Origin of the sequence: Pseudomonas sp. LFS074, assembly GCF_047978165.1 — a bacterium.
GTDB lineage: Bacteria > Pseudomonadota > Gammaproteobacteria > Pseudomonadales > Pseudomonadaceae > Aquipseudomonas > Aquipseudomonas putida_P.
Genome location: NZ_JBFPFV010000001.1, coordinates 2,374,014 through 2,393,492, shown reverse-complemented (window position 1 = coordinate 2,393,492; position 19,479 = coordinate 2,374,014). Strand labels below are relative to the sequence as shown.

The 19,479-nt window shown below is 63.6% G+C and carries 22 protein-coding genes; 9 read left to right on the top strand and 13 right to left on the bottom strand.

Annotated features, from left to right (window positions below):
* Positions 1 to 49: 49 nt before the first annotated feature.
* The gene (locus ACNQP3_RS11080) at positions 50 to 1,537 is read right to left on the bottom strand and encodes an aldehyde dehydrogenase family protein (protein WP_012271874.1); all 1,488 of its coding nucleotides are present in this window, start codon (positions 1,535 to 1,537) and stop codon (positions 50 to 52) included.
* Positions 1,538 to 1,739: 202 nt separating this feature from the next.
* On the opposite strand from ACNQP3_RS11080, the gene ACNQP3_RS11075 reads away from it, so the two are divergent.
* The 8 genes from ACNQP3_RS11075 to ACNQP3_RS11040 all read left to right on the top strand — a co-directional run bounded on the left by ACNQP3_RS11075 (position 1,740) and on the right by ACNQP3_RS11040 (position 8,408).
* Positions 1,740 to 2,891 carry an amine dehydrogenase large subunit gene (locus tag ACNQP3_RS11075; RefSeq protein WP_060493316.1) on the top strand — a complete coding sequence of 384 codons (1,152 nt, stop codon included), beginning with the start codon at positions 1,740 to 1,742 and terminating at the stop codon, positions 2,889 to 2,891.
* A gap of 15 nt (positions 2,892 to 2,906) precedes the next feature.
* On the top strand, positions 2,907 to 3,443 hold the full coding sequence (locus tag ACNQP3_RS11070; RefSeq protein ID WP_012271872.1) for a MauE/DoxX family redox-associated membrane protein: 537 nt from the start codon (positions 2,907 to 2,909) through the stop codon (positions 3,441 to 3,443).
* 4 nt (positions 3,444 to 3,447) lie between these two features.
* Entirely contained in the window at positions 3,448 to 4,089 is a 642-nt protein-coding gene (mauD, locus tag ACNQP3_RS11065) for a methylamine dehydrogenase accessory protein MauD (RefSeq protein ID WP_012271871.1), read from the top strand.
* A gap of 14 nt (positions 4,090 to 4,103) precedes the next feature.
* Positions 4,104 to 4,625: a methylamine dehydrogenase light chain gene (locus ACNQP3_RS11060; RefSeq protein ID WP_012271870.1), complete on the top strand. Its 522-nt coding sequence runs from the start codon at positions 4,104 to 4,106 to the stop codon at positions 4,623 to 4,625.
* A gap of 4 nt (positions 4,626 to 4,629) precedes the next feature.
* Complete coding sequence (locus ACNQP3_RS11055; RefSeq protein WP_012271869.1) at positions 4,630 to 5,148, top strand: hypothetical protein; 519 nt, start codon at positions 4,630 to 4,632, stop codon at positions 5,146 to 5,148.
* A 324-nt stretch (positions 5,149 to 5,472) separates the two neighbouring features.
* Positions 5,473 to 6,387, top strand: a complete 915-nt coding sequence (gene feaR / locus ACNQP3_RS11050; protein ID WP_012271868.1) for a transcriptional regulator FeaR — start codon at positions 5,473 to 5,475, stop codon at positions 6,385 to 6,387.
* Between the two features lie 124 nt (positions 6,388 to 6,511).
* Entirely contained in the window at positions 6,512 to 6,910 is a 399-nt protein-coding gene (locus tag ACNQP3_RS11045) for a c-type cytochrome (protein WP_012271867.1), read from the top strand.
* Between the two features lie 178 nt (positions 6,911 to 7,088).
* Entirely contained in the window at positions 7,089 to 8,408 is a 1,320-nt protein-coding gene (locus ACNQP3_RS11040; protein ID WP_264317022.1) for an alginate export family protein, read from the top strand.
* Positions 8,409 to 8,559: 151 nt separating this feature from the next.
* On the opposite strand, the gene ACNQP3_RS11035 is transcribed toward ACNQP3_RS11040, so the two are convergent.
* Positions 8,560 to 9,072, bottom strand: coding sequence for a nuclear transport factor 2 family protein (locus tag ACNQP3_RS11035; RefSeq protein ID WP_012271865.1), 513 nt, complete (start codon positions 9,070 to 9,072; stop codon positions 8,560 to 8,562).
* Positions 9,065 to 10,198 carry an amidase gene (locus tag ACNQP3_RS11030; RefSeq protein WP_041166472.1) on the bottom strand — a complete coding sequence of 378 codons (1,134 nt, stop codon included), beginning with the start codon at positions 10,196 to 10,198 and terminating at the stop codon, positions 9,065 to 9,067. Before ACNQP3_RS11030 ends, ACNQP3_RS11035 begins: the two co-directional genes overlap by 8 nt.
* 146 nt (positions 10,199 to 10,344) lie before the next feature.
* Between ACNQP3_RS11030 and ACNQP3_RS11025 the strand changes: the two genes are divergently transcribed.
* Positions 10,345 to 10,824, top strand: a complete 480-nt coding sequence (locus ACNQP3_RS11025) for a MarR family winged helix-turn-helix transcriptional regulator (protein ID WP_012271863.1) — start codon at positions 10,345 to 10,347, stop codon at positions 10,822 to 10,824.
* A 15-nt stretch (positions 10,825 to 10,839) separates the two neighbouring features.
* On the opposite strand, the gene ACNQP3_RS11020 is transcribed toward ACNQP3_RS11025, so the two are convergent.
* From ACNQP3_RS11020 to ACNQP3_RS10975, 10 genes are all read right to left on the bottom strand, one after another.
* Positions 10,840 to 11,337 carry a flavin reductase gene (locus ACNQP3_RS11020; RefSeq protein ID WP_012271862.1) on the bottom strand — a complete coding sequence of 166 codons (498 nt, stop codon included), beginning with the start codon at positions 11,335 to 11,337 and terminating at the stop codon, positions 10,840 to 10,842.
* 11 nt (positions 11,338 to 11,348) lie between these two features.
* On the bottom strand, positions 11,349 to 12,308 hold the full coding sequence (locus tag ACNQP3_RS11015) for a PDR/VanB family oxidoreductase (RefSeq protein WP_264317021.1): 960 nt from the start codon (positions 12,306 to 12,308) through the stop codon (positions 11,349 to 11,351).
* Positions 12,309 to 12,355: 47 nt separating this feature from the next.
* Complete coding sequence (locus ACNQP3_RS11010; RefSeq protein ID WP_069943403.1) at positions 12,356 to 13,096, bottom strand: SDR family NAD(P)-dependent oxidoreductase; 741 nt, start codon at positions 13,094 to 13,096, stop codon at positions 12,356 to 12,358.
* 10 nt (positions 13,097 to 13,106) lie between these two features.
* Complete coding sequence (locus ACNQP3_RS11005; RefSeq protein WP_041166471.1) at positions 13,107 to 13,583, bottom strand: aromatic-ring-hydroxylating dioxygenase subunit beta; 477 nt, start codon at positions 13,581 to 13,583, stop codon at positions 13,107 to 13,109.
* Positions 13,583 to 14,866 (bottom strand): aromatic ring-hydroxylating oxygenase subunit alpha, encoded by a 1,284-nt coding sequence (locus ACNQP3_RS11000; protein ID WP_012271858.1) that lies wholly within the window; start codon positions 14,864 to 14,866, stop codon positions 13,583 to 13,585. Before ACNQP3_RS11000 ends, ACNQP3_RS11005 begins: the two co-directional genes overlap by 1 nt.
* Before the next feature lie 16 nt (positions 14,867 to 14,882).
* A complete protein-coding gene (locus ACNQP3_RS10995; protein WP_012271857.1) occupies positions 14,883 to 15,245 on the bottom strand; it encodes a hypothetical protein in 363 nt (120 codons plus the stop codon).
* 17 nt (positions 15,246 to 15,262) lie between these two features.
* Positions 15,263 to 16,432 carry an indole-3-acetate monooxygenase gene (gene iacA / locus ACNQP3_RS10990; protein ID WP_012271856.1) on the bottom strand — a complete coding sequence of 390 codons (1,170 nt, stop codon included), beginning with the start codon at positions 16,430 to 16,432 and terminating at the stop codon, positions 15,263 to 15,265.
* A gap of 519 nt (positions 16,433 to 16,951) precedes the next feature.
* Positions 16,952 to 17,887 (bottom strand): catechol 1,2-dioxygenase, encoded by a 936-nt coding sequence (gene catA / locus ACNQP3_RS10985; RefSeq protein ID WP_060494559.1) that lies wholly within the window; start codon positions 17,885 to 17,887, stop codon positions 16,952 to 16,954.
* Positions 17,888 to 17,930: 43 nt separating this feature from the next.
* Entirely contained in the window at positions 17,931 to 18,221 is a 291-nt protein-coding gene (catC, locus tag ACNQP3_RS10980) for a muconolactone Delta-isomerase (RefSeq protein ID WP_003256111.1), read from the bottom strand.
* Positions 18,222 to 18,242: 21 nt separating this feature from the next.
* Positions 18,243 to 19,364 (bottom strand): muconate cycloisomerase family protein, encoded by a 1,122-nt coding sequence (locus ACNQP3_RS10975; protein WP_060515537.1) that lies wholly within the window; start codon positions 19,362 to 19,364, stop codon positions 18,243 to 18,245.
* Positions 19,365 to 19,479 lie beyond the last annotated feature (115 nt).

The window sequence follows — 19,479 nt, the reverse complement described above, 5'->3', positions numbered from 1 at the left end:
GCATGGAACCGGGCGCGCCCCACCTTACAGGCGCGCGCCAGTAGGCAGGTCAGTACCTGATCATCACCGACTTCAGTTCGGTGTAATCCTCGATGAACGCACTGCCGAACTCACGCCCTACCCCCGATGCCTTGGTCCCGCCAAACGGTACCGCCGGGTCGAGGAAGGTGTGCATGTTGACCCACACCGTACCCGCCTCGATCTGCGGGATCAGGCGCAGAGCCTTGGACAGGTCGTTGGTCCACAGGCTGGCGGTCAGCCCGTAAGGGCTGTCATTCATCATTTCCAGCAACTGCGCTTCGTCATCGAACGGCAATATGCACACGATCGGGCCAAAGGTTTCTTCGTGCAGCAACGGGTCGCGGGCGTCGTTGGCCAGCACCACCGTGGGCTCGACGAAGTAACCTGGTCGCTCGACGGCCTTGGCCCCGCACACCACGGTGTTAGAAGCATGGGCCCGCTCGAAGAAGCCAAGAATCTTCTGCAGATGCGTGGCATTGGCCAAAGGGCCGAACTGGGCATCTGGGTCCAGTGCCGAACCAATCTTCAATTGCCCCAGCGCTGCAGCCAGCTTGCCCGTGAATTCGTCCACACGGCTGCGGTGCACATACAGGCGCTCCGGCGAGGCGCACACCTGCCCCTGGTGCACATAGGCCGTTTGCACGATGCCGGCTACCGCGCCGTCGACATCCACGTCGGCCAACAGCGCCGCCGCGTTTTTGCCACCCAGCTCCAGCGTGGCGCGGGTCAGGTTGGCCGCCATGGCCGCCTTGCCCACGGCGATGCCGGTCGGCACCGAGCCGGTGAACGCTACCTTGGCCACCTCGGGGTGCTCGATCAGCATCTGGCCCGCTTGGCCGCGCCCGTTGACCACGTTGAACGCGCCGGCCGGTACCCCGGCTTCGACCGCCAGCTCGGCGATGCGCAGCAAGGTCAGCGGGGTGAACTCGCTGGGCTTGACCACGATGGTGCAGCCGGTGACCAGCGCCGACGCGATCTTCCAGATGCCAATCATCACCGAGAAATTCCACGGCACGATCCCGGCCACCACACCCACCGGCTCACGCAGGGTAAAGGCGGTATAACGTTCACCACCAAACGAAGGCAGCGAGGGGGTCATGGTCTGCCCGGTGATCTTGCTCGCCCAACCGGCGAAGTAGCGCAAAAACACCACGCTCTGGGCAATTTCCAGCCCGCGCGACAGGTTGATCGACTTGCCCGAGCACAGGGTTTCCAACTGCGCCAGCTCTTCGGCATTGGCCTCTATCAGGTCGGCCAGGCGGTTCAGCACCACGCCTTTCTGGTATGGCGAGACTTCGGCCCAGCTGCCCTTGAAGGCTTGCCGGGCGCTGCGCACGGCACGTGCCACCTCGGCAGCGCTTGCCTCGGCCACACGGCTGATGACCGCGCCGCTGGACGGGTCGTGAATGTCCACCGAAGGCCCGGCCTCGCCCGCCTGGTAGCGGCCCTCGATGAAATGGCCATGGGGCCTGGCGAGGAACTCGACCACGGCGGGTAACAGCGGGATATCGCTCATGACATGCACTCCTGGATGGCGGCGCCAACGTGGCGCCGGGCCGATCTTCAAGCGCCTGCCCGCCCGCCTGCCAGCCCTCTGCAGCGTTTTGTCAGGCAGCCTCAAGAGAATGTCACGCAGGCCAAATCCCCCCTGCTGGCCAGGCGGCACACTGCGATGACTGCGATTTCTGCACAAACCATAACAACATCGGAGATAGCCAATGCGTCGCGTCGACAGGCTCAGCATCTCGGCAGCCCTGGCCTTGGCCTTGGCGGCAGGCAGCAGTGCGGTGCGGGCCGACCTGCCCGCCGAAGAGATCGGCCACAACACCTTGCCGTTCCCGCCAGACCCTCACCGGGTCTACATCCTGGATGTGGACTTCAAGAACCCCATCGCCGGCAAGGTGGTGGTGGTGGACCCCAAGGCCAAGCGCATGCTCGGCATGACCACCAACGCCTTCGTCGCCCCCACCGCGCTGAGCCCGGACAACCGCACGCTGTATTCGGCCAACCTGTTCTACTCGCGCGGCACCTACGGCGAACGCACGGATGTGCTGGTGGCCTGGGACACCCAGACCCTGCAGCCGACCTGGGAGGTGGTGCTGCCTGCCAAGCGCGCCTCGACCCTGACCGAGAAGTACGCCATGGGTGTCAGCGCCGACAACAAGCTGGCCTACGTCTTCAACCTGACGCCGTCGACTTCGGTCACCGTGGTAGACACCCAGGCGCGCAAGGTCGCCAGTGAAGTGCCCATCAGCGGCTGCGTGCTCAATTACCCGGTAGGCAAGCGCAGCTTTGCGTCCCTGTGCGGTGACGGCCAACTGCTGGTAGTAACCCTGGATGACGCAGGCAAGGAAGTATCACGCACGCAAACGCCATTCTTCGACCCGAACAAGGTGCGCCTCAACGAACGCGCCATTGCCAACGGCGACACCTACTACTTCACCACCACTCAGGGTGAGGTGTACCCGGTGGCGTTCGAGGGCGGCAAGGCCAAGCCGCTGCCCACCTGGTCGCTGGTCAGCGACGAAGAGCGCAAGCAAGGCTGGGCACCGGGCGGCTGGCAGGCCCTGGCCGTGGCACCAGGCCTGAACCGCTTGTATGCACTGATGCACGACCAGCACACCGACGGCAAATGGGAAGACCCGAGCACCACCATCTGGGCGTTCGACCTCAAGACCGGCAAGAAGCTCGGCACTCTGGACTCGCCCAAACCCGTATGGAGCCTGCAAGCCAGCCACGACAAGGCACCGATCCTGGTGGCCACCGACCTGGAAGGCGGCGTGCAGTTCTTCGACCTCACCAGCAACAAGCACAGCGGCGCGATGGACCAGATCGCCGACACCCCTGTGCTCACCCTGGCCCCTTGGTAAGCAGGAGATCGGACCATGCTCGACCCTGTCCTCGTAATTGCCAGCAGCACCGCACTCGCCGCACTGCTGGCCAGCGCTGCCAGCCACAAGCTGCGTGACCGGCGCGCGTTCAACGCCATTGTGCGTGCCTATCAGTTGCTGCCGGCTCCGCTGGCGCCAGGCGCCACCGCCAGCCTGGCGCTGATCGAGCTGGCCTTGGCCCTGGCCCTGCTGCTACCCGCCTGGCGCACCGATGCAGCACTGGGGGTGGCGCTGTTGATGGCGCTGTACGCCAGCGCCATCGGCCTGAACCTTTGGCGTGGCCGGCGTGACATCGACTGCGGTTGCTCTGGCCCCGGCGCCGCGCAGCCACTGCGCCCGGTGTTGCTGCTGCGTAACCTGGTGATCGCCCTGCTCGCCGGCCTTGCCGCATGGCCCGTGGCCGAACGCGCCTTGGGCGTGCTGGATATTTTCGTGGTGAGCGCGGCGGCAGCCGTGGCGCTGCTGCTTCATGTCGCGGTGGATGGCCTGCTGGCCAACCAACCGCGTCTTGCCAAATTGAACGGGAGATAACCCCATGCAACTGCTTATCGCATCGAACATCCTGCTCTGGCTGCTGCTGATCGCAGTCGCCTTCACCGTCATGGCCCTCGTGCGCCAGATTGGCGTGCTGCACGGGCGCATCGCCCCGGCCGGCGCGCTGATGGTGGACAAAGGCGTCACCGTGAACGACCCCGCGCCACAAGTGACTGCCGCCGACCGCCACGGCCGCCCGGTGAACATCGGCTACCGCGGCGAACGCTCGCAGTTGCTGTTCTTCCTCGCCCCCGGCTGCCCAGTGTGCAAATCGCTGCTGCCGGCGGTGAAATCGATTGCCAGGGACAACAGCGGTTCGCTGGACGTGATCTATGTCAGCGACGGTGATTTCGCCGAGCAACAGGCACTGATCGAAGCCAACGGCCTGCAGCAAGCCAGCTACGTAGTCGGCCCGGAGGTGGGCATGACCTACCAGATCGGCAAACTGCCCTATGCCGTACTGATCGACGCAGCCGGCACCCTGCGCGCCAAAGGCCTGGTCAACTCGCGCGAACACCTGGACAGCCTGTTCGAAACCCTGCACCTGGGCAGCGCCAGCCTGCAGCACTACTTGCACGGCGACCCGTCGCACAGCCATGACCACGAACACGCCCACACCCACCAGCACAGCGCGCAGCACTGACCGCGGAGCCGACCATGAGTTTTCTCGACAAACTGTTTGAACGCTCCAGCCGCCATGTCGCCGATACCACTTCGCGGCGCAAAGTGTTGGCGCGGCTGGGCTCGCTGATCGTCGCCGGCGCCGCCCTGCCGGTACTGCTGCCCATCGACCGCACCGCCAAGGCATTGGCCGCCGAGCAGCCGAAGATGGGCGACCCAGGTGACCCGACCAGCTGCGACTACTGGCGCAACTGTTCGATCGACGGTTTCCTGTGTTCGTGCTGCGGCGGCTCGATCACCTCCTGCCCGCCTGGCACCGAAGCCTCGCTGGTGACCTGGATCGGCACCTGCCGCAACCCGGCCGACGGCAAGAACTACATCATCTCGTACAACGACTGCTGCGGTAAGCACGCCTGCGGCCAGTGCGCCTGCTCGCGCAACGACGATGAACAGCCGCTGTACCGGCCATTCAACAACAACGACATCAACTGGTGCCTGGGTGCAGCCTCGAAGATCTACAACTGCACCGTCACCATCATCCGTGGCGTGGCGGTGTAGCGCCATGCGTGGTGTGACGCTGTTGCTGCTCCTGTGCCTGCTGGCCCCCGTGGCCCAGGCCAGGACCCTGCCCAACCCCAACCAGCGGCCTGCCCCCGGCAACGAAGTACCACCGGTACCGATCGCCCAGGCCGGCTACTCGGTGCCGGTGAACTACCAATTGCAGTGCGCCGGCTGCCACCGTGACCATGGCGAAGGCTCGGCGGCCAACGACACACCGCGCATGCAGGGCTTTGTCGGCAACTTCCTGCGGGTGCCCGGTGGCCGCGAGTTTCTGGTGCGGGTGCCGGGCATATCCCAGTCGGCGCTGAACGACCAGCAGATCGCCGACCTGCTCAACTGGTTGCTGATGCGCGATGGCATGGCCGGTAACAGTTCGCCTGAACAGTGGGCGGCCTATACCGGCGCGGAAGTACACCGTGTGCGCCAGCAAAGTATGCTGAACCTGCCTCATGTGCGCGCCGGCTTGATCGAAGACATGCGGGCCAGGGGCATCGCCATCGGCGACGGCCTTGGCCATTGAAGCATCACGCAAGCGTTGTACCTTCAGCCCGCCCGCTCAGCGGGCTTTTTTATGCCTGTCAGATAGTCGCGGTGACGAAACATCGGGTGGGAAGTATCTGCACAGTGCTGCACCAATAGCCCTCATAAACATCCCGCCAAGGAGCAAACCAGACCCAGCACACAAATTTAATAGCTATTTATATCAACGACTTGGGGTGTATCCACACGGTTCGTATCGGCAATAGGGCTCGCTTTTTGCTTGAATATTCAAGTGAATTTTAAACTTTATCTCCCAAGAGTCGCCCAAGCGACCCGTTACAACGCTACCCCGTGCGAGGCCCCTATGATCCCTGCAACCCGCATTACCGACGACCGTTTCCAGGCTTGGCTCAGCCAAGTCAATGAAGCCTGTGGCCACTTCAACGGCCGCAAGCTCGACCCAGGGTTCGTCGGCCAGCTGGAAAAGTGCCAGGCAGGCCAGATCTCCATGAGCATCGTCGACATGACCCAGGTGAACCTGTTCCGCGGCCCGCGGGAAATCCGCGCCAGCGGTGCCGACAACTACTATGCGGTGCTGCAGATGGCCGGCACGTCGCACATCGAACACCAGGGTGCACGCATCGAATTGCAAGCTGGCGACCTCACGTTGATCGACGCCAGCGCGCCATTGGACATGCACTTCCACCAGCGCTCGCGGCAGTTGTCGCTGATCTTGCCGCGCGCGCGGGTGGAAAGCGGCACCCGTGGCACCGGTGTCGCCTGCGCCAAGCGTATCGAGGCGCAAACGCCGCTGGCCAACATGGCCCGGCTGATGATGCTGGAAACGGGGCGTACCCGGCACATGAGCGACCATGAGAGCCAGGCCGTGCTCGACGCACTGATCGCCCTGCTGCGCCCAGCCATCAGCCACGACACGGTGCCCGGCAGCCACGAGCGCATGTTCCGCAAGGCCCTGGCGCTGATCGACCAGCGTATTACCTGCGAACAGCTCACCCCCGAGTTCATTGCCCGCGAAGTGGGGATCTCGATGCGTAGCCTGTACCGCATCTTTGCCAAGCATGGCTTGGTGATTGCCCAGTACATCCGCAACCGCCGCCTCGACTTCTGCGCCGAGCACCTGCGCAACCCGGCGATGGACCAGAAGGTGTCGTCGCTGGGGTATGCCTGGGGGTTCTCGGATTCGAGCTATTTCAGCACTGCATTCAAGGCGCGATTTGGGGTAACGCCTGGGGAGTATCGGCGTCAGCATGCCAATTGAGCGGTACCGACAACGCTGTGGCAATACCAGAAAACACCTTGGCAGGCACAACAAAACCCAGCGACCGACGCTGGCGCACAATCAAACCGAATACCGACAAGAACCCACCCAGGACCCGTGCGTGATGCCCACCCTCGCCCCCCACAAGTTCGCAATCCCGTTCCTGCTCGCCACTCTGGTCAGCCCCCTTGCCCTGGCCGAAGACTGCGCCGCGCCACAACGCCAGCAAGGCGAACAGGTGTTTGCCCGTGACTGCGCAGCCTGCCATTCGGCACAAAAGGGCGGCCCGGCAATGATGGGCCCCAACCTGCACGACGTGGTAGGCCGTACACCTGGCAGCGTGCCAGGCGCCAACTACTCGCAGGCCATGAAGAGCCGCCAGGCCAGCTGGACGGCGCAAGCCATCGGCGCCTTCATCGAGCAACCACAGGCCGCAGTCCCCGGCACCTACATGCCCTACGCCGGGCTGCCGGATGCTGGCGAACGCCAGGCGGTGACCTGCTTCCTCGCCGGGCTCAAATAACGCATTCCTTCAAGGCATTCCCACCAAGGCCCCTTCACGGGGCCTTGTGTTTTTATCGGCCTGGCACAACGCCAAAGGCAACTGGCAGCCAGGGCAAAAGCCCGCGCCGAGGCTTCCTGCATGATCACTGGCATGTCTTCAGGACTTCTGCCAAACCCATAACAAAGGAAGCCAGACCATGCACCACCGCCCATTCCGCCTCACCTTGGCCGCACTGTTGGCCGGGGCTTCGCTGGGCACCTGCGCGCAGGAGCTTTACAGCGATGCCGAGCGCCACCTGAACGCCAATGTCGAAGCCGTGTTCGGTGTATTCCACAGCGAGGAAAGCTACGCCGTCGCGCGCGACCAGCCCGGCTCCACATCATGGCGCGAGGGCTATGTAAAATACGGCCTGAGCGGTGACCAACGCCTGGGCAGTGCCGGTTCGCTGTACGGCGCTTTCGCCCTGCTCAGCTCTGGCACCTGGGGCGACGGCGACGCCGCCGGCTTCAGCGATGGCAGCGAACGCACCACCAAGATCGAGGACGCCTACCTGGGCTGGAAGTCCGGCAACCTGGTGCCACTGCTTGGCGAAGACGGCATCGACCTGTCGTTTGGTAAGCAGATGGTCGCGGTAGGCGATGGTTTCCTGATCCAGGGCGATTCCTTGAATGTTGGCCACGGCCTGCCCAATGGCGAGTTCAACCGTGGCGGCGCGTACTACCTGGCTGTGCGCAAGAGCTTCGACAAAACCGCCGTGTTGCGCCTTGGCGGCAGCAAAGGCTGGCGCGGCGACCTGATGTGGCTGCAGTCGGACAACCGCGCCCAGGCCAACACCGAAATGCATGTGGCCACCCTTGAGCATGTGGCAGACGCGGGTACGGTCGGGCTGACCTACATCGACACCACCCATATCGACAAGCAATACGCCTCGCCGATGCAGCAGGAACGCGACGGCATGAAGACCTACAGCATTCGTGGCCAGGGCAATGCCGGGGTGGAGAACCTGTTCCTGTCTGGCGAATATGCCAAGCAGGACAAACCGCACGCCGCGACTGAAGACGCCTGGTATCTGGAAGCTGGCTGGACCTTTGCCGACCTGCCCTGGGCACCGAACGTCAGCTACCGCTACAGCCGGTTCTCGGAGCAATACGACACGCTGTTCTATGGCCTGGGCCGTGGGTTGGGCACCTGGTTTCAAGGCGAGGTGGCGGGCAACTATGCCGGGCCGTTCAACAGTAATGCGCGGATCCAGAAGGTGGGGTTGACGGTAAGCCCGGCTTCGTCACTGAACGTGGGGCTGATGGGCTTCAAGTTCGACACGATCGACCGCAGCCTGGGCAATGTAGATGGCCACGAGGTGGACCTGTATGCGGAGTGGACCCTCAACGAGCACCTGATGATAGTGCCACTGGTGGGGCTGTACACGCCTGAGCGCAGTGCCGAGCAAGGCGGTACACAGTTGGGCAATGACAACAACAACCTGTACAGCCAGGTTGTGTTCGTCAGTACCTTCTAAACCACTTGCACCGCTCGTTTGTAGGAGCGGCCTTGTGTCGCGAAAGGGCCGCAAAGCGGCCCCGGCAATTTATGCACCGTACTGAAATCCCGGGGCCGCGCTGCGGCCCTTTCGCGACACAAGGCCGCTCCTACAGGGATCGCGTCTGGGCTTAGTCGTTAGGCACCGGCAAGGGGGCCTCACTGTTCCAGGCCGTAACCGGCCGGCTGAACTGGTTCTCGGTCTGGAAGTGAGCCATGCGCCACTGCCCCTCCTCCAGCGCAAAGCGCACCGTCAGCCGCGCAGCATTCAGGTGCGATGCACCGTCGGCAAAGGTGCTGGTCTGCAACATCACCCAGCGCCCCACACCCTGCTCGCCGTCCATCTCGATCACCTCACTGGTGAGAAAGTGCACGTTCAAGGCAAAGTGCGCCGGGGTTTTCATGTAGGTGGCAAACATCGCACGGATCGCCTCACGGCCACGGTAGCCGCCAAAGCTGGCGGCATACCGGGCGCCCTTGCCTTCCCACACGGCTTCACGGGTAAACAAGCCAGCCAGTTCGTCCAGCGGGGTGCTGCAATCGAGCTGATCGCACAGTTCCATATAGCGATTGATGCACACCCGAATGGCCTGCTGACGCTCGAACACCTGCAAGCGGGCCTGCAACTCATGCAAGTCAGTCATTGCTGCCCCCGTTGCCGCCATACAGGTTGAGCAACAAACGCTCGGCCACTGCCAGCAGCTTCTCGTCCGCACCTTTGGCCCCCACCAGTTGCAGGCCCACCGGCAGGCCGGCCTCGCTACCCAGTGGGATGCTCAACGCCGGGTGCCCGGACAGGTTGAACGGCCGCACCAGCGAGGTCATGCCCAGTACGGCGCGAGTGTCGCTGGCCTCCTCCAGCCGCAGCGGGAAGTCCGGCATGGTCGGCAACGCCAGTACATCGTAACGGGCAAGGGCTTGGTCGACTTCCTCGGTAAACCGCTGGCGTACCGCCTCTGCCTCAGCCAGCGCGGCATCATGGGTCTGCCCCGCCGCCGCCAGGCGCCCGGCGATGTCACTGCCAACCTTGCCGGTTTCCAGCAGGTGGCCACAGGCCTGGAAGGTTTCGCGGTTGATCACCACCATGCCAGCCTCATACGCCGCGCCAAAATGCTTGAGCTCGACATTGCCCAGCGGCAAGCCGCTGGCGCTGAGTGCCCCCTGCACCGCCTTATGTATGCCCACTTCAGCCGTTACCCGCAGCACACCGATACGCGCCTTCGCAGGTACCTGGGCGGGCACGAACGTCGGGTCTATCATGGCCATGGCGCGCACCAGCATCGGTAGGCTCGCAGCGAACGGGCCAACACAATCGAGGCTGCTGCTGGCCGGCATCACCCCTTGGCGGCTGACCCGGCCAAAGGTCGGCTTCAAGCCGAACACGCCACAGCAACAGGCCGGCACGCGCACCGAACCACCGGTGTCGGTGCCCAGGCTGAAGTCGACCAGGCCAGCAGCCACTGCAGCCGCCGAGCCGCTGGACGAGCCTCCGGGAATACGCCCCGGAAAACGCGGGTTGGCCGCCGTGCCGGTGTGGCGGTTGATACCGGTAGTGCCGAAGGCCAGCTCGTGCAGGCCGACCTTGGCAGTCAAGCGCGCACCGGCCGCCAGCAGGTGGCTGACCACCTCGGCATGCCGCACCGCCAACGGCGCATCCTCCAGCGCTTGGCTAGAGGCACGGGTGGCGGTGCCGGCGACATCGATGGTGTCCTTGATCGCGACCCGCGGGCCGCTGCCGCCAAGGTCGAGGGGTTCTACGATTATTGTCATTGTCATACCGCCCTTTGGATGAGGGAGCCTTGCCAGATACTTGAAATGTCAACTGAATATTCCAGCACCTAGGCGCACCTTTGTAATAGCCAAATGCATGGAAACGTCTATGATGTCGCGACTATTTCCGCACACGTAGTGAAGCGATGAGCACTTCGAAGAACACAGGCCACAGCCATCACGATCCGGCCAGCGATGAGTTTCGCAAGGAAGACTTCCCTTTTTACTGGCTGGCCCGTGTGCATGGCCGCTACACCCAGAACATGGAACGGCTGCTGAAGAAGATCGACCTTGACGTGCCGCGCTGGCGCGTATTGTGGATCCTCAACGAGAACGGCGAATCGAGCATTTCCGAAATCTCCACCCATGCCATCGCCAAGCTGTCGACCATCACCAAAATCGTCTATCGGATGAAAGACGACGGCCTGGTCGACACCGCCCCCAGCCCCGAGGACGGCCGCGTGACCCAGGTACGCATCACCGAGGCTGGGCTGCAGAGCATCGCGCGCATGCAGGATGTGACCCGCGACCTGTTCCAGCGCAGCTTCAAGGGGCTGACCGAGGCGCAGGTGCAGCGGTTGAACAAGATGCTCGAAGTGGTTTTCCATAACCTGGATACCTTCTAGGCCGCAGGAGCGCGTTCAGCAGGCCTTGGAGGTTTCGCACACCCGGTGATACGCGCGGTTGAAGTACACCAGCCCATCATCGGCACCGCCCTGGCGGATGTCCTGGATCTCGCAGTAGAAAATGCTGTGCGAGCCAACTTCATGCACCTGGGCAATGCGGCAGTCGAAGTTCACCAACGCCTCCTGCATCACCGGCGCCCCGCTCTCCAGGACCGTCCACAACGTCGAGGCAAAGCGTGCTTCCATGCTCAGGTTGCGGTTGGCGAACACCCCGGACAACTCCTGATGGGTGCCGGCCAGCACATTCACGCACAAGGCGCCGTTGGCCTTGAACTGCTCGTTGGAATACGAAGCACGGTTCATGCAAACCAGCAAGGTGGGCGGTGAGTCGGTCACGCTGCACACCGCCGAAGCGGTGAAGCCGAAGCGCCCGGCCGGGCCGTCGGTGGTAATGACCGAGACGGCGCCACCGAGCATGGCCATCGCGTTGCGAAAACGGGTTACCTCTACCATGGTCATGCTCCTCAGATATCCAGCACCAGCTTGTTCGACTTGGCCCGCGAGCAGCACACCAGGATCTGGTCGTTCGCGGCCTTCTCTTCATCGGTCAGGTACACATCGCGATGGTCGGGCTCGCCTTCGAGTACCTCGCACATGCAGGTGCCGCACACACCCTGCTCGCAGGAAATATCGATGCGTATACCCACCTGGGCCAAGGCATCGAGGATGCTCTGGCCCTCGGCGACCTGCACAGTCTTGTTGCTGCGCGCAGCGACCACTTCGAAGCCCTGGCCAGTGGCGTCGACCTCGACCTGGAAGTACTCCTTGTGAATGTGCTCCTCGGCATAGCCCTGCTGGCGCGCTCCTGCGATCACCCAGTCCATGAAGCCCGACGGGCCGCAGGTGTACAGGTGCGTACCGGGCATGCCAGCGCCGAGTACATCGGCAAGGTTCAGGCGCTGCGTCGCCTCTTCATCGTCAAAATGGGTAACCACCCGTGCCGCGAATGGCGCATCGGCCAGCGCTTCGAGAAACGCACTGCGGCTACGCGAGCGCCCACAGTAATGCAGTTCGAAATCGGCGCCCTGCTGGTGCAAGGCGTGGGCCATGGCAATCATGGGTGTGATCCCGATGCCGCCACCCAGCAGGATCGAACGGGCGGCGCCAGCCGCCAACGGGAACAGGTTGCGCGGTGCGCTGATCTGTACCTCGCGCCCCTCCATCAGGGCCTCGTGCACACCCACCGAACCACCACGGGACGCCGGGTCTTTCAAGACGCCCAGGCGATACACCGTCACATCCGCCGGGTCGCTGCACAGCGAGTACTGGCGCACCAGGCCGGGCGCCACATGGATGTCCACGTGCGCGCCGGCCTCGAAAGCCGGCAAGGCAGCGCCGTCGGCTCGCCCAAGGTCGAGTACGACCACGTCGGCCCCTTGAATCTCGCGCTTGCGCACGACTACGTTCAACAGTTCTTCATTCATGCTCGGTGTCCTGTAGTAACCAGGGGCGCGCGGGCGCCCCGTCAATGTCAACGCATGAACAAGCCGCCGTTCACATCCCAGGTCGCCCCGGTGGTGAAATAGGCCTCGGGCCGTGCCAGTTGCACGATCAGGTCACCCAGAAAGTCGGCATCCCCCAGGCGCTGTACCGGAATGTTGGCCAGAAGGCCCGGCAGCCGTTCGACCGGCACCGCGGCATGCACCGCTGGCGAGTCGACAGGGCCCGGGGCGATGGCATTGACGGTAACGCCGCGAGCGGCAAACTCCTTGGCAAACACCTTGGTCAGGGTGATGATCGCGCCCTTGCTCGCCGCATAGTGCGCGCCGGTGGCCGTGCCGCCGTTTTGCCCTGCCAGCGAAGCCATGTTGATGATCCGCCCGTAACCGGCCTCGGCCAGGTACGCGCCGAACACCTGGCAGCCGAGGAACACGCTGCGCAAGTTCAGGCCGACCACGGCGTCGAACTCTTCCGGGCTGATCTGCATCAGCGGCGTGGTCCTGGTCACGGCGGCGTTGTTCACCACCACGTGCAAGCCGCCGAAGCGCTCAAGCACCTGGGCCAGGGCCTGCTCGAAATCGGCCTTGCTGGCGACATCCAGCTTTACCGCCAACGTGCGTCCAGCCTGCCCTTGCAGCTGCTCGGCAGTGGCCTGGGCAAGTGCCAGGTCACGGTCCGAGACCACTACGTCGAAGCCTGCGGCCAGCAGCCGGGTGCAGAAACGCTGGCCCAGGCCCTGGCCGGCGCCGGTTACCAATGCGACTTGGTTCATGGCCTTGCCCTCAGAGGATGTAGCCGATACCGGCGAGGGTATCGTCACTGTTGATCAGGCTGATCACCTTGCGATGGACCCTGAACCCGCCCTCGGCTCGCACCAGGGTGTACGTGAGGTCGGCGCTGTAGTGCTTGAGGCTTTCCTTGCGGAACTCGCGCACGTTCTGCGCAGCGCGCACGGTGACATTGACGCCGTCGTCCGCGAGCACACGGATACGCGAAATCGTGCGCACGGTACGTGGCTGCGGGCTGGTCGAGATCGACTCGCCACCGATGAGCCGCTGCACACGCAGGGCACGCATGTGGTGGTCGTCATAGGCGTAGTTCAAGGTGTTCTCGTAGTCGCTTTCCTTGGGGTCGATCGGGATGATGTAGGTGCCTTTGTCAGTCCACAGGTTGAGCCAGGCGTCGTACTCGCCATGGTCGAGCATGTCGCCTTCCTGCCAGATGAACGCGGTGACTTCGTTGAACAGGTTCAGGTTCATCATTTGGCCTCCGCGGTCATCATCTTCTTCCACTGCTGGTACGCCGCGCGCATGCCGGTCTCGGCACTGACGTCGGAAATCAGGCCATCGGCGCTGGGCTTTTCACCCACCAGGCCACGGTTGAGCATGATCCACAGGTCTTCACCGGCGCGGGCGCCCTTCTGCACCCGCTCCCACGCCTCGGAATCGTCCGGGGTGCCGAAGCCCATCGGCCCCTGGAAATGCTCGTGCAAGCGCAGGCGATAGCGGTTGGCCGCCGCCGGGCCGCCATCCATGGTGATTACCGCATGATGGATTTCGGTTTCGCTCACCGAAATCGGCTGCAGCACACGGAAGAACGCCATCGAACAGGCCACGTTGGGGAACAAATTGAGGTTGAAGCCCGAACCACCGACCGCGCGGACGATGCGCCGCACCTGCGCCTCGTCGATGCCTTCGTCGCGCAGTTCGGCGGCAAGGCTTTCGAAGCGCTCCGGGATCGGTTTGTCGAGGTCGGCCTCCAGGTCGACCAGTTCGGGGATCATCACCATCACGCTGTGGCCGTTGCCCAGGTCTTCGACATAGCCAGGGCCCTTGACGAAGTCGAACAGCTCCAGGGTCTGCTCATCGACCGAGGACAGGAAACTTTTGTGCACCAGCGGGAAGTGGTAGGCGTCAGTGGTGTTTTCCAGCTGGATCTTCCAGTTGCCGGGGAAGCGGAAGCGGTGCTCGCCCGGCACTTTGATGCCATAACCGGCGCCCTGTTTCATGAACAGGTCCATCCACTTCTTCGCCGCACCGAGAAAGTCCTCCAGCGGCTCGATGTCATCCTTGAACGTGGCGAAGACCATGCCGGCGTAGCTTTCGGTGCGCAGGCTGACCAAGGGCAGCTCGGCCTTGTCCAGGCAGTCGCCGTAGCTTTCCGGGTGCGGGATACCGCGCAGCGAACCATCCAGGGCATAGCCCCAGCCGTGGTACGGGCAGACAAAGCTGTTGGTCTTGCCCTTCTTGTGCTCGCAGACGGTGGCGCCGCGGTGCCGGCAGCGGTTGAGCAGCACGTTGATGGCCTTCTTGCGGTCGCGTACCACGATCACCGGCTGCTTGCCGATGTAGGTGGTCTTGTAACTGCCGGCTTCGGGGATTTCGCTTTCATGGGCGACCCAGATCCAGGTGCTGTGGAAGATTTTTTCCAGCTCGGCATCGAACAGCGCCGGGTCGGTGTACAGAGAGGTGTGGACACGGTCGGGCTGCACCAGCTCGGCCGGATCGATTGCCAGGTTGATGGCGGGAATCAGGTTGCTCACGGGATTATTCCTCTTCTCAGGCGCGCTGGATGATCAGTTCACGGCCAACACGGGCCTCGACCTTGGCGTAGCGCCACAGCTTGTAAGGCCCCTCGCCCACCGCCGTGGTGCGGAACAGGTTGCAGGCGGCGTGCACGGCCTCGATGTTGGGCACATCGGCCAGCAGGTAGGTGGTCCAGGGGAAGCCATCGGACGGCCCGACCATGGCTTGGTCATCGTCCATGTTGCCCAGCACGCGTACCCCGGGCAGGTCGTGGATGCCGTTCCACATGGCGCTGAAGGCGGCCCACACCTGCAGTTGCTCTTCACGCGGGGCATCGAAGAAGTTCTGGTTGATGCCCATGCAGAACAGCACGCGCAAGGCTTTTGTGTCGCTCATGACAAATCTCCCGAGGGTTACAGGTAGCCCGGCAGGGGCTGTTTGCCGAAGAACATGGCTCCGGCGTTCTGGTAGGTGACGTCGCCCATGAAGGCGTGCTGGGTGACCACTTGCGCATCGTTGACGCAGCGCGCCAGTGGGCTCTCGTTGTAGATGCCAGTCATGCCGGACAGCAGTTGCGCACTGCGCGCCACTTCGGCGGCAACGCGCGCGGCATGGGTCGAGGACAGGCGCAGCAGGTTGGTCACCTCGACCGGCACCGGGTCGCCAGCCAGCACATGCCCCCAGGCCTGCTCGATGGCTTCGTAGAAGAAGGCCCGCGCCGAACGCAGGGCGGCCTCGGCCTTGGCCACGTCCACCTGGGCCAGCGGCCGGTCGGCCAGGGCCGGGGCGCCGGTGACCGAAATGCGCCCGCTGGCCATGCCCGACAGCTCGTCCAGTGCGGCGCGGGCAATGCCCAGGCCGACCACCGACAGCACCTGGGTGGCGAACGACAGCGACGGGTAGCGGAAGAACGGCTCGTCCAGGTTCGGCTTGCCGCCGCGCACGAAGGTCCACTGCTCGCCCACCCGCACATCCTCGACCACCAGGTCGTGGCTGCCGGTGCCGAGCAGGCCGACGGTGTCCCAGGTTTCTTCGATGCGCGCCTGGCTGCGCGGCAGCACCGCCAGGCGCGGCAGGTCGAGCTTGTCGCCGTTGCGCGGGGTGATACCGACGCCAACGATATCGGCGCCCATCGAGCCGCTGGAGTACTTCCAGCGGCCGTTGACCTTGAAACCGCCGGGCACGGTTTCGGCCGGCTGCGGCGGGAAGATGCCACCGGCGAACACGGTGTCAGGGCTGTTGCCGTAGATTTCGGCGATGGTATCCAGCGGCAGCGCCGCCAGGTACACCGGGCTCATGCCGAAGCTGGCGACCCAGCCGGCAGAGCCGTCAGCGTGGGCGATGCGCTCGATCATTTCGCAGAAGGCCGCTGGCGAGCACTCCAACCCACCAAAGCGCTTGGGCACCAGGGCGCGGTATACGCCATGTGCTTTGAACGCATCGATCACGTCGCGGGAAATATGGCGCTGGCGATCGAACTCGCCGAGGCGGGCACGATCACGAACGCCGTCAAGCAAGGCCTCGAAAGCAGGGCCGCAGGCAAGCGCCGACAGGGGCGCGTCACGCAGGCAAAGCGAATCCATGGATTATCTCCGTCTCAGGCGCGGTTCGGGTGTTGAGGCTGGGAATGGCGGGCGGCGCTGGCCACTGGCAAGCACCGGCCACGCGGGGAAGCGAAGGCAGGTTGGGGCGGCATATCTGTCTCTCTTGTTTTGGGTGCCGGTGACAGATATTTGCGATTATTTACGTGAATTGTCAATTGAATTTTCACGCTAAAAACAAAGAAAATCACCTCGCTCACTTGCGCTTGAAAACAGATAAAACCACGTTAATCGTTGATTTATGTGGATTTTTTATAAGAAACAGGTAGACCTGAGCTCACGCGCAAGCGAAAAATATTTAGACTACTTTTCACGTAATTCGGCGAGGGATATTTCGAAAGGACCAGAGGGGGGAAACAGAAGGGAAATGCAGATGGATTTTCAGCGGACAGCAAAAAGCCCAGGCCCTCCCCGCACGGAAAGGCCCAGGCAAAAAACACAGTGAAAGACGCTCAGAATGCCGGGGGCTGCTGCGCAGCCCCAACGTTCTGCGCCTGGTACTCAGCCTTCCTGCAACGCACGCGGCCGGTGGCTGCGCGCCTCGGCCTCCGGCGCCGCGGCCCCCTGCAGGTGGAAGTCGAACGAAAGCTCGGCAAAGCGCTCGCCTTGCACGCCACGGTCACGCGCCGCCGCCGCATCTTCGACAAAGCGCAGCTCGCCAATCAGCCCGTCACGGGTAGCGTAGGCAAAGTCGTCCCACAGGTACTTGTCACCCTCGAAGTTGATCTGCGTGGTCAGGTGGCGGTACCCCGGCGCCGAGATGAAGAAGTGCACATGCGCCGGGCGCTGGCCATGACGGCCGAGCAGGTCCAGGCATTCCTGGGTCGGCCCCTGCGGATCGCAACCATACCCCGACGGCACGATCGAACGTGCACGGTAGCGGCCCTCGGCATCGGTGATGATGCGCCGGCGCAGGTTGTAGTCGGACTGGGTCGAGTCAAAGTACGAATAGGTGCCCTGGGTGTTGGCATGCCACAGGTCGACGGTGGCACCGGCCAACGGCTTGCCGTCGGCATCGAACACCTGGCCCTGGAGGAACATCACCACACCTGGGTCGGTGCCGTCGTCCATGCGCACTTCGCCTTGCGCCAGCGGCGCCCCGGCGACGTACAGCGGGCCTTCGATGGTGCGCGGAGTGCCGCCAGCAAGTCCGGCTTCGGCGTCCTTGGCGTCTTGCAGCAGGTCGAGGAAGTGCTCGATGCCCAGGCCAGCAGCCAGCAGGCCCGCCTCGTTACGGCCGCCCAGGCGGTTGAGATAGTCAACGGCGTGCCAGAACTCGTCTTCGGTGATCTCCAGGTCTTCGACCAGGCGTGCAGTGTCTTGCAGCACGCGCAGGATGATCTGCTTGAAGCGCGGGTTGCCTTCGGCGTGGTCCAAGCCAGCCACCTGCTTGAAGAAGGCTTGAATGTCGGCAGTGTGGGAAATTTTCACGGTCATCGTGCTTACCTCATATTGTTCTTGTCAGGTAGACAGGTGCGAATCAGCGGTCGTCGCTGTGGATCGACGAGGGATGCCGGCACAGGCCGTCGACCTCGATGTCCATGTACGGGAACAGTGGCAGCTGCATCAGCGTGTCATGCAGCGCCTCGACGCTGGGCACATCGAATACGCTGTAGTTGGCGTAGTGCCCGGCAATGCGCCACAGATGGCGCCAGGTGCCTTCGCGCTGCAGGCGCTGGGCCAGTTCCTTTTCGTCGGCCTTGAGCTGGGCGGCCTTGGCCGGGTCCATGTCGACCGGCAGTTTCACGGTCATCTTCACGTGGAACAGCATGGTTATCTCCTTACTTGCTTATCAGCGACGGGCGAAGCGCGCCAGGCGCTGTTCGTCCAGGGTCAGGCCCAGGCCTGGGGTACGGGGGATGTGCAGTTGGAAGTCGCGGTACTGCGGCGGCTCGTTGACGATTTCCTCGGTCAACAGCAGTGGCCCGAACAGCTCGGTGCCCCAGGTGAGCTGGCGCAGCGTGAGGAAGGCATGGGCCGAGGCCAAGGTGCCGATCGAGCCCTCGAGCATGGTGCCGCCGTACAAGGCGATGCCGGCGGCCTCGGCGATCTGCGCGGTGCGCAGCACGGCGCGCGGGCCACCATTCTTGGCGATTTTCAGGGCGAAGATACTGGCGGCGCCGTCGGCGGCCAGGCTGAAGGCGTCTTCGACGCTTTCGATCGACTCATCGGCCATGATCGGTGCCGGGCTGCGCTGGTTCAGGCGCACCTGGCCACCGCGATTGATGCGCGAAATCGGTTGCTCGATCAGGTCGATGCCGTTGTCGCCCAGTACCTGGCAGGCGCGAATGGCCTGGGACTCGTCCCAGTATTGGTTGACGTCGACACGCACGCTGGCGCTGTCGCCCAGCTCACGCTTGATCGCCACCACGTGTTTGAGGTCCTGCTCCACCGGGTTGGCGCCGATCTTCAGCTTGAACACACGGTGGCGGCGGATTTCCAGCATGTGCTGAGCTTCGGCGATGTCGCGGGCGGTGTCGCCGCTGGCCAGGGTCCAGGCCACTTCCAGGCTGTCACGCACACGGCCGCCCAACAGCTCGCTGACCGGCAGGCCCAGGCGCTTGCCTTGGGCGTCGAGCAAGGCGCTTTCGAGGCCGGACTTGGCAAAGGTGTTGCCCTTGGCCAGCTTGTCCAGCTTGAGCATGGCGGCATTGATGTTGTCTGCCGGCAGGCCGATCAGCGCAGGCGCCAGGTGCGCGTCGATATTGGCCTTGATGCCCTCGGGGCTTTCGTAGCCATAGGCCAGGCCGCCGATGGTGGTGGCCTCACCGATACCTTCCACGCCATCGCTGCAGCGCACGCGTAATACCACCAGGGTCTGCTGCTGCATGGTGTGCATTGCCAGCTTGTGCGGGCGAATGGTCGGCAGGTCGACGATAATTGCCTCTATACGTTCAATCAGCGCACTTGTCATTGTTGCCAGGTCCCGTCAGATCGGGCTGCCAGTTGCAGGCCCGAATGGTGCATTTACTTGATTGTTCAAGGATTGCGCGAGACCCTGATGACAGTCCAATATCAAATGAATCTCC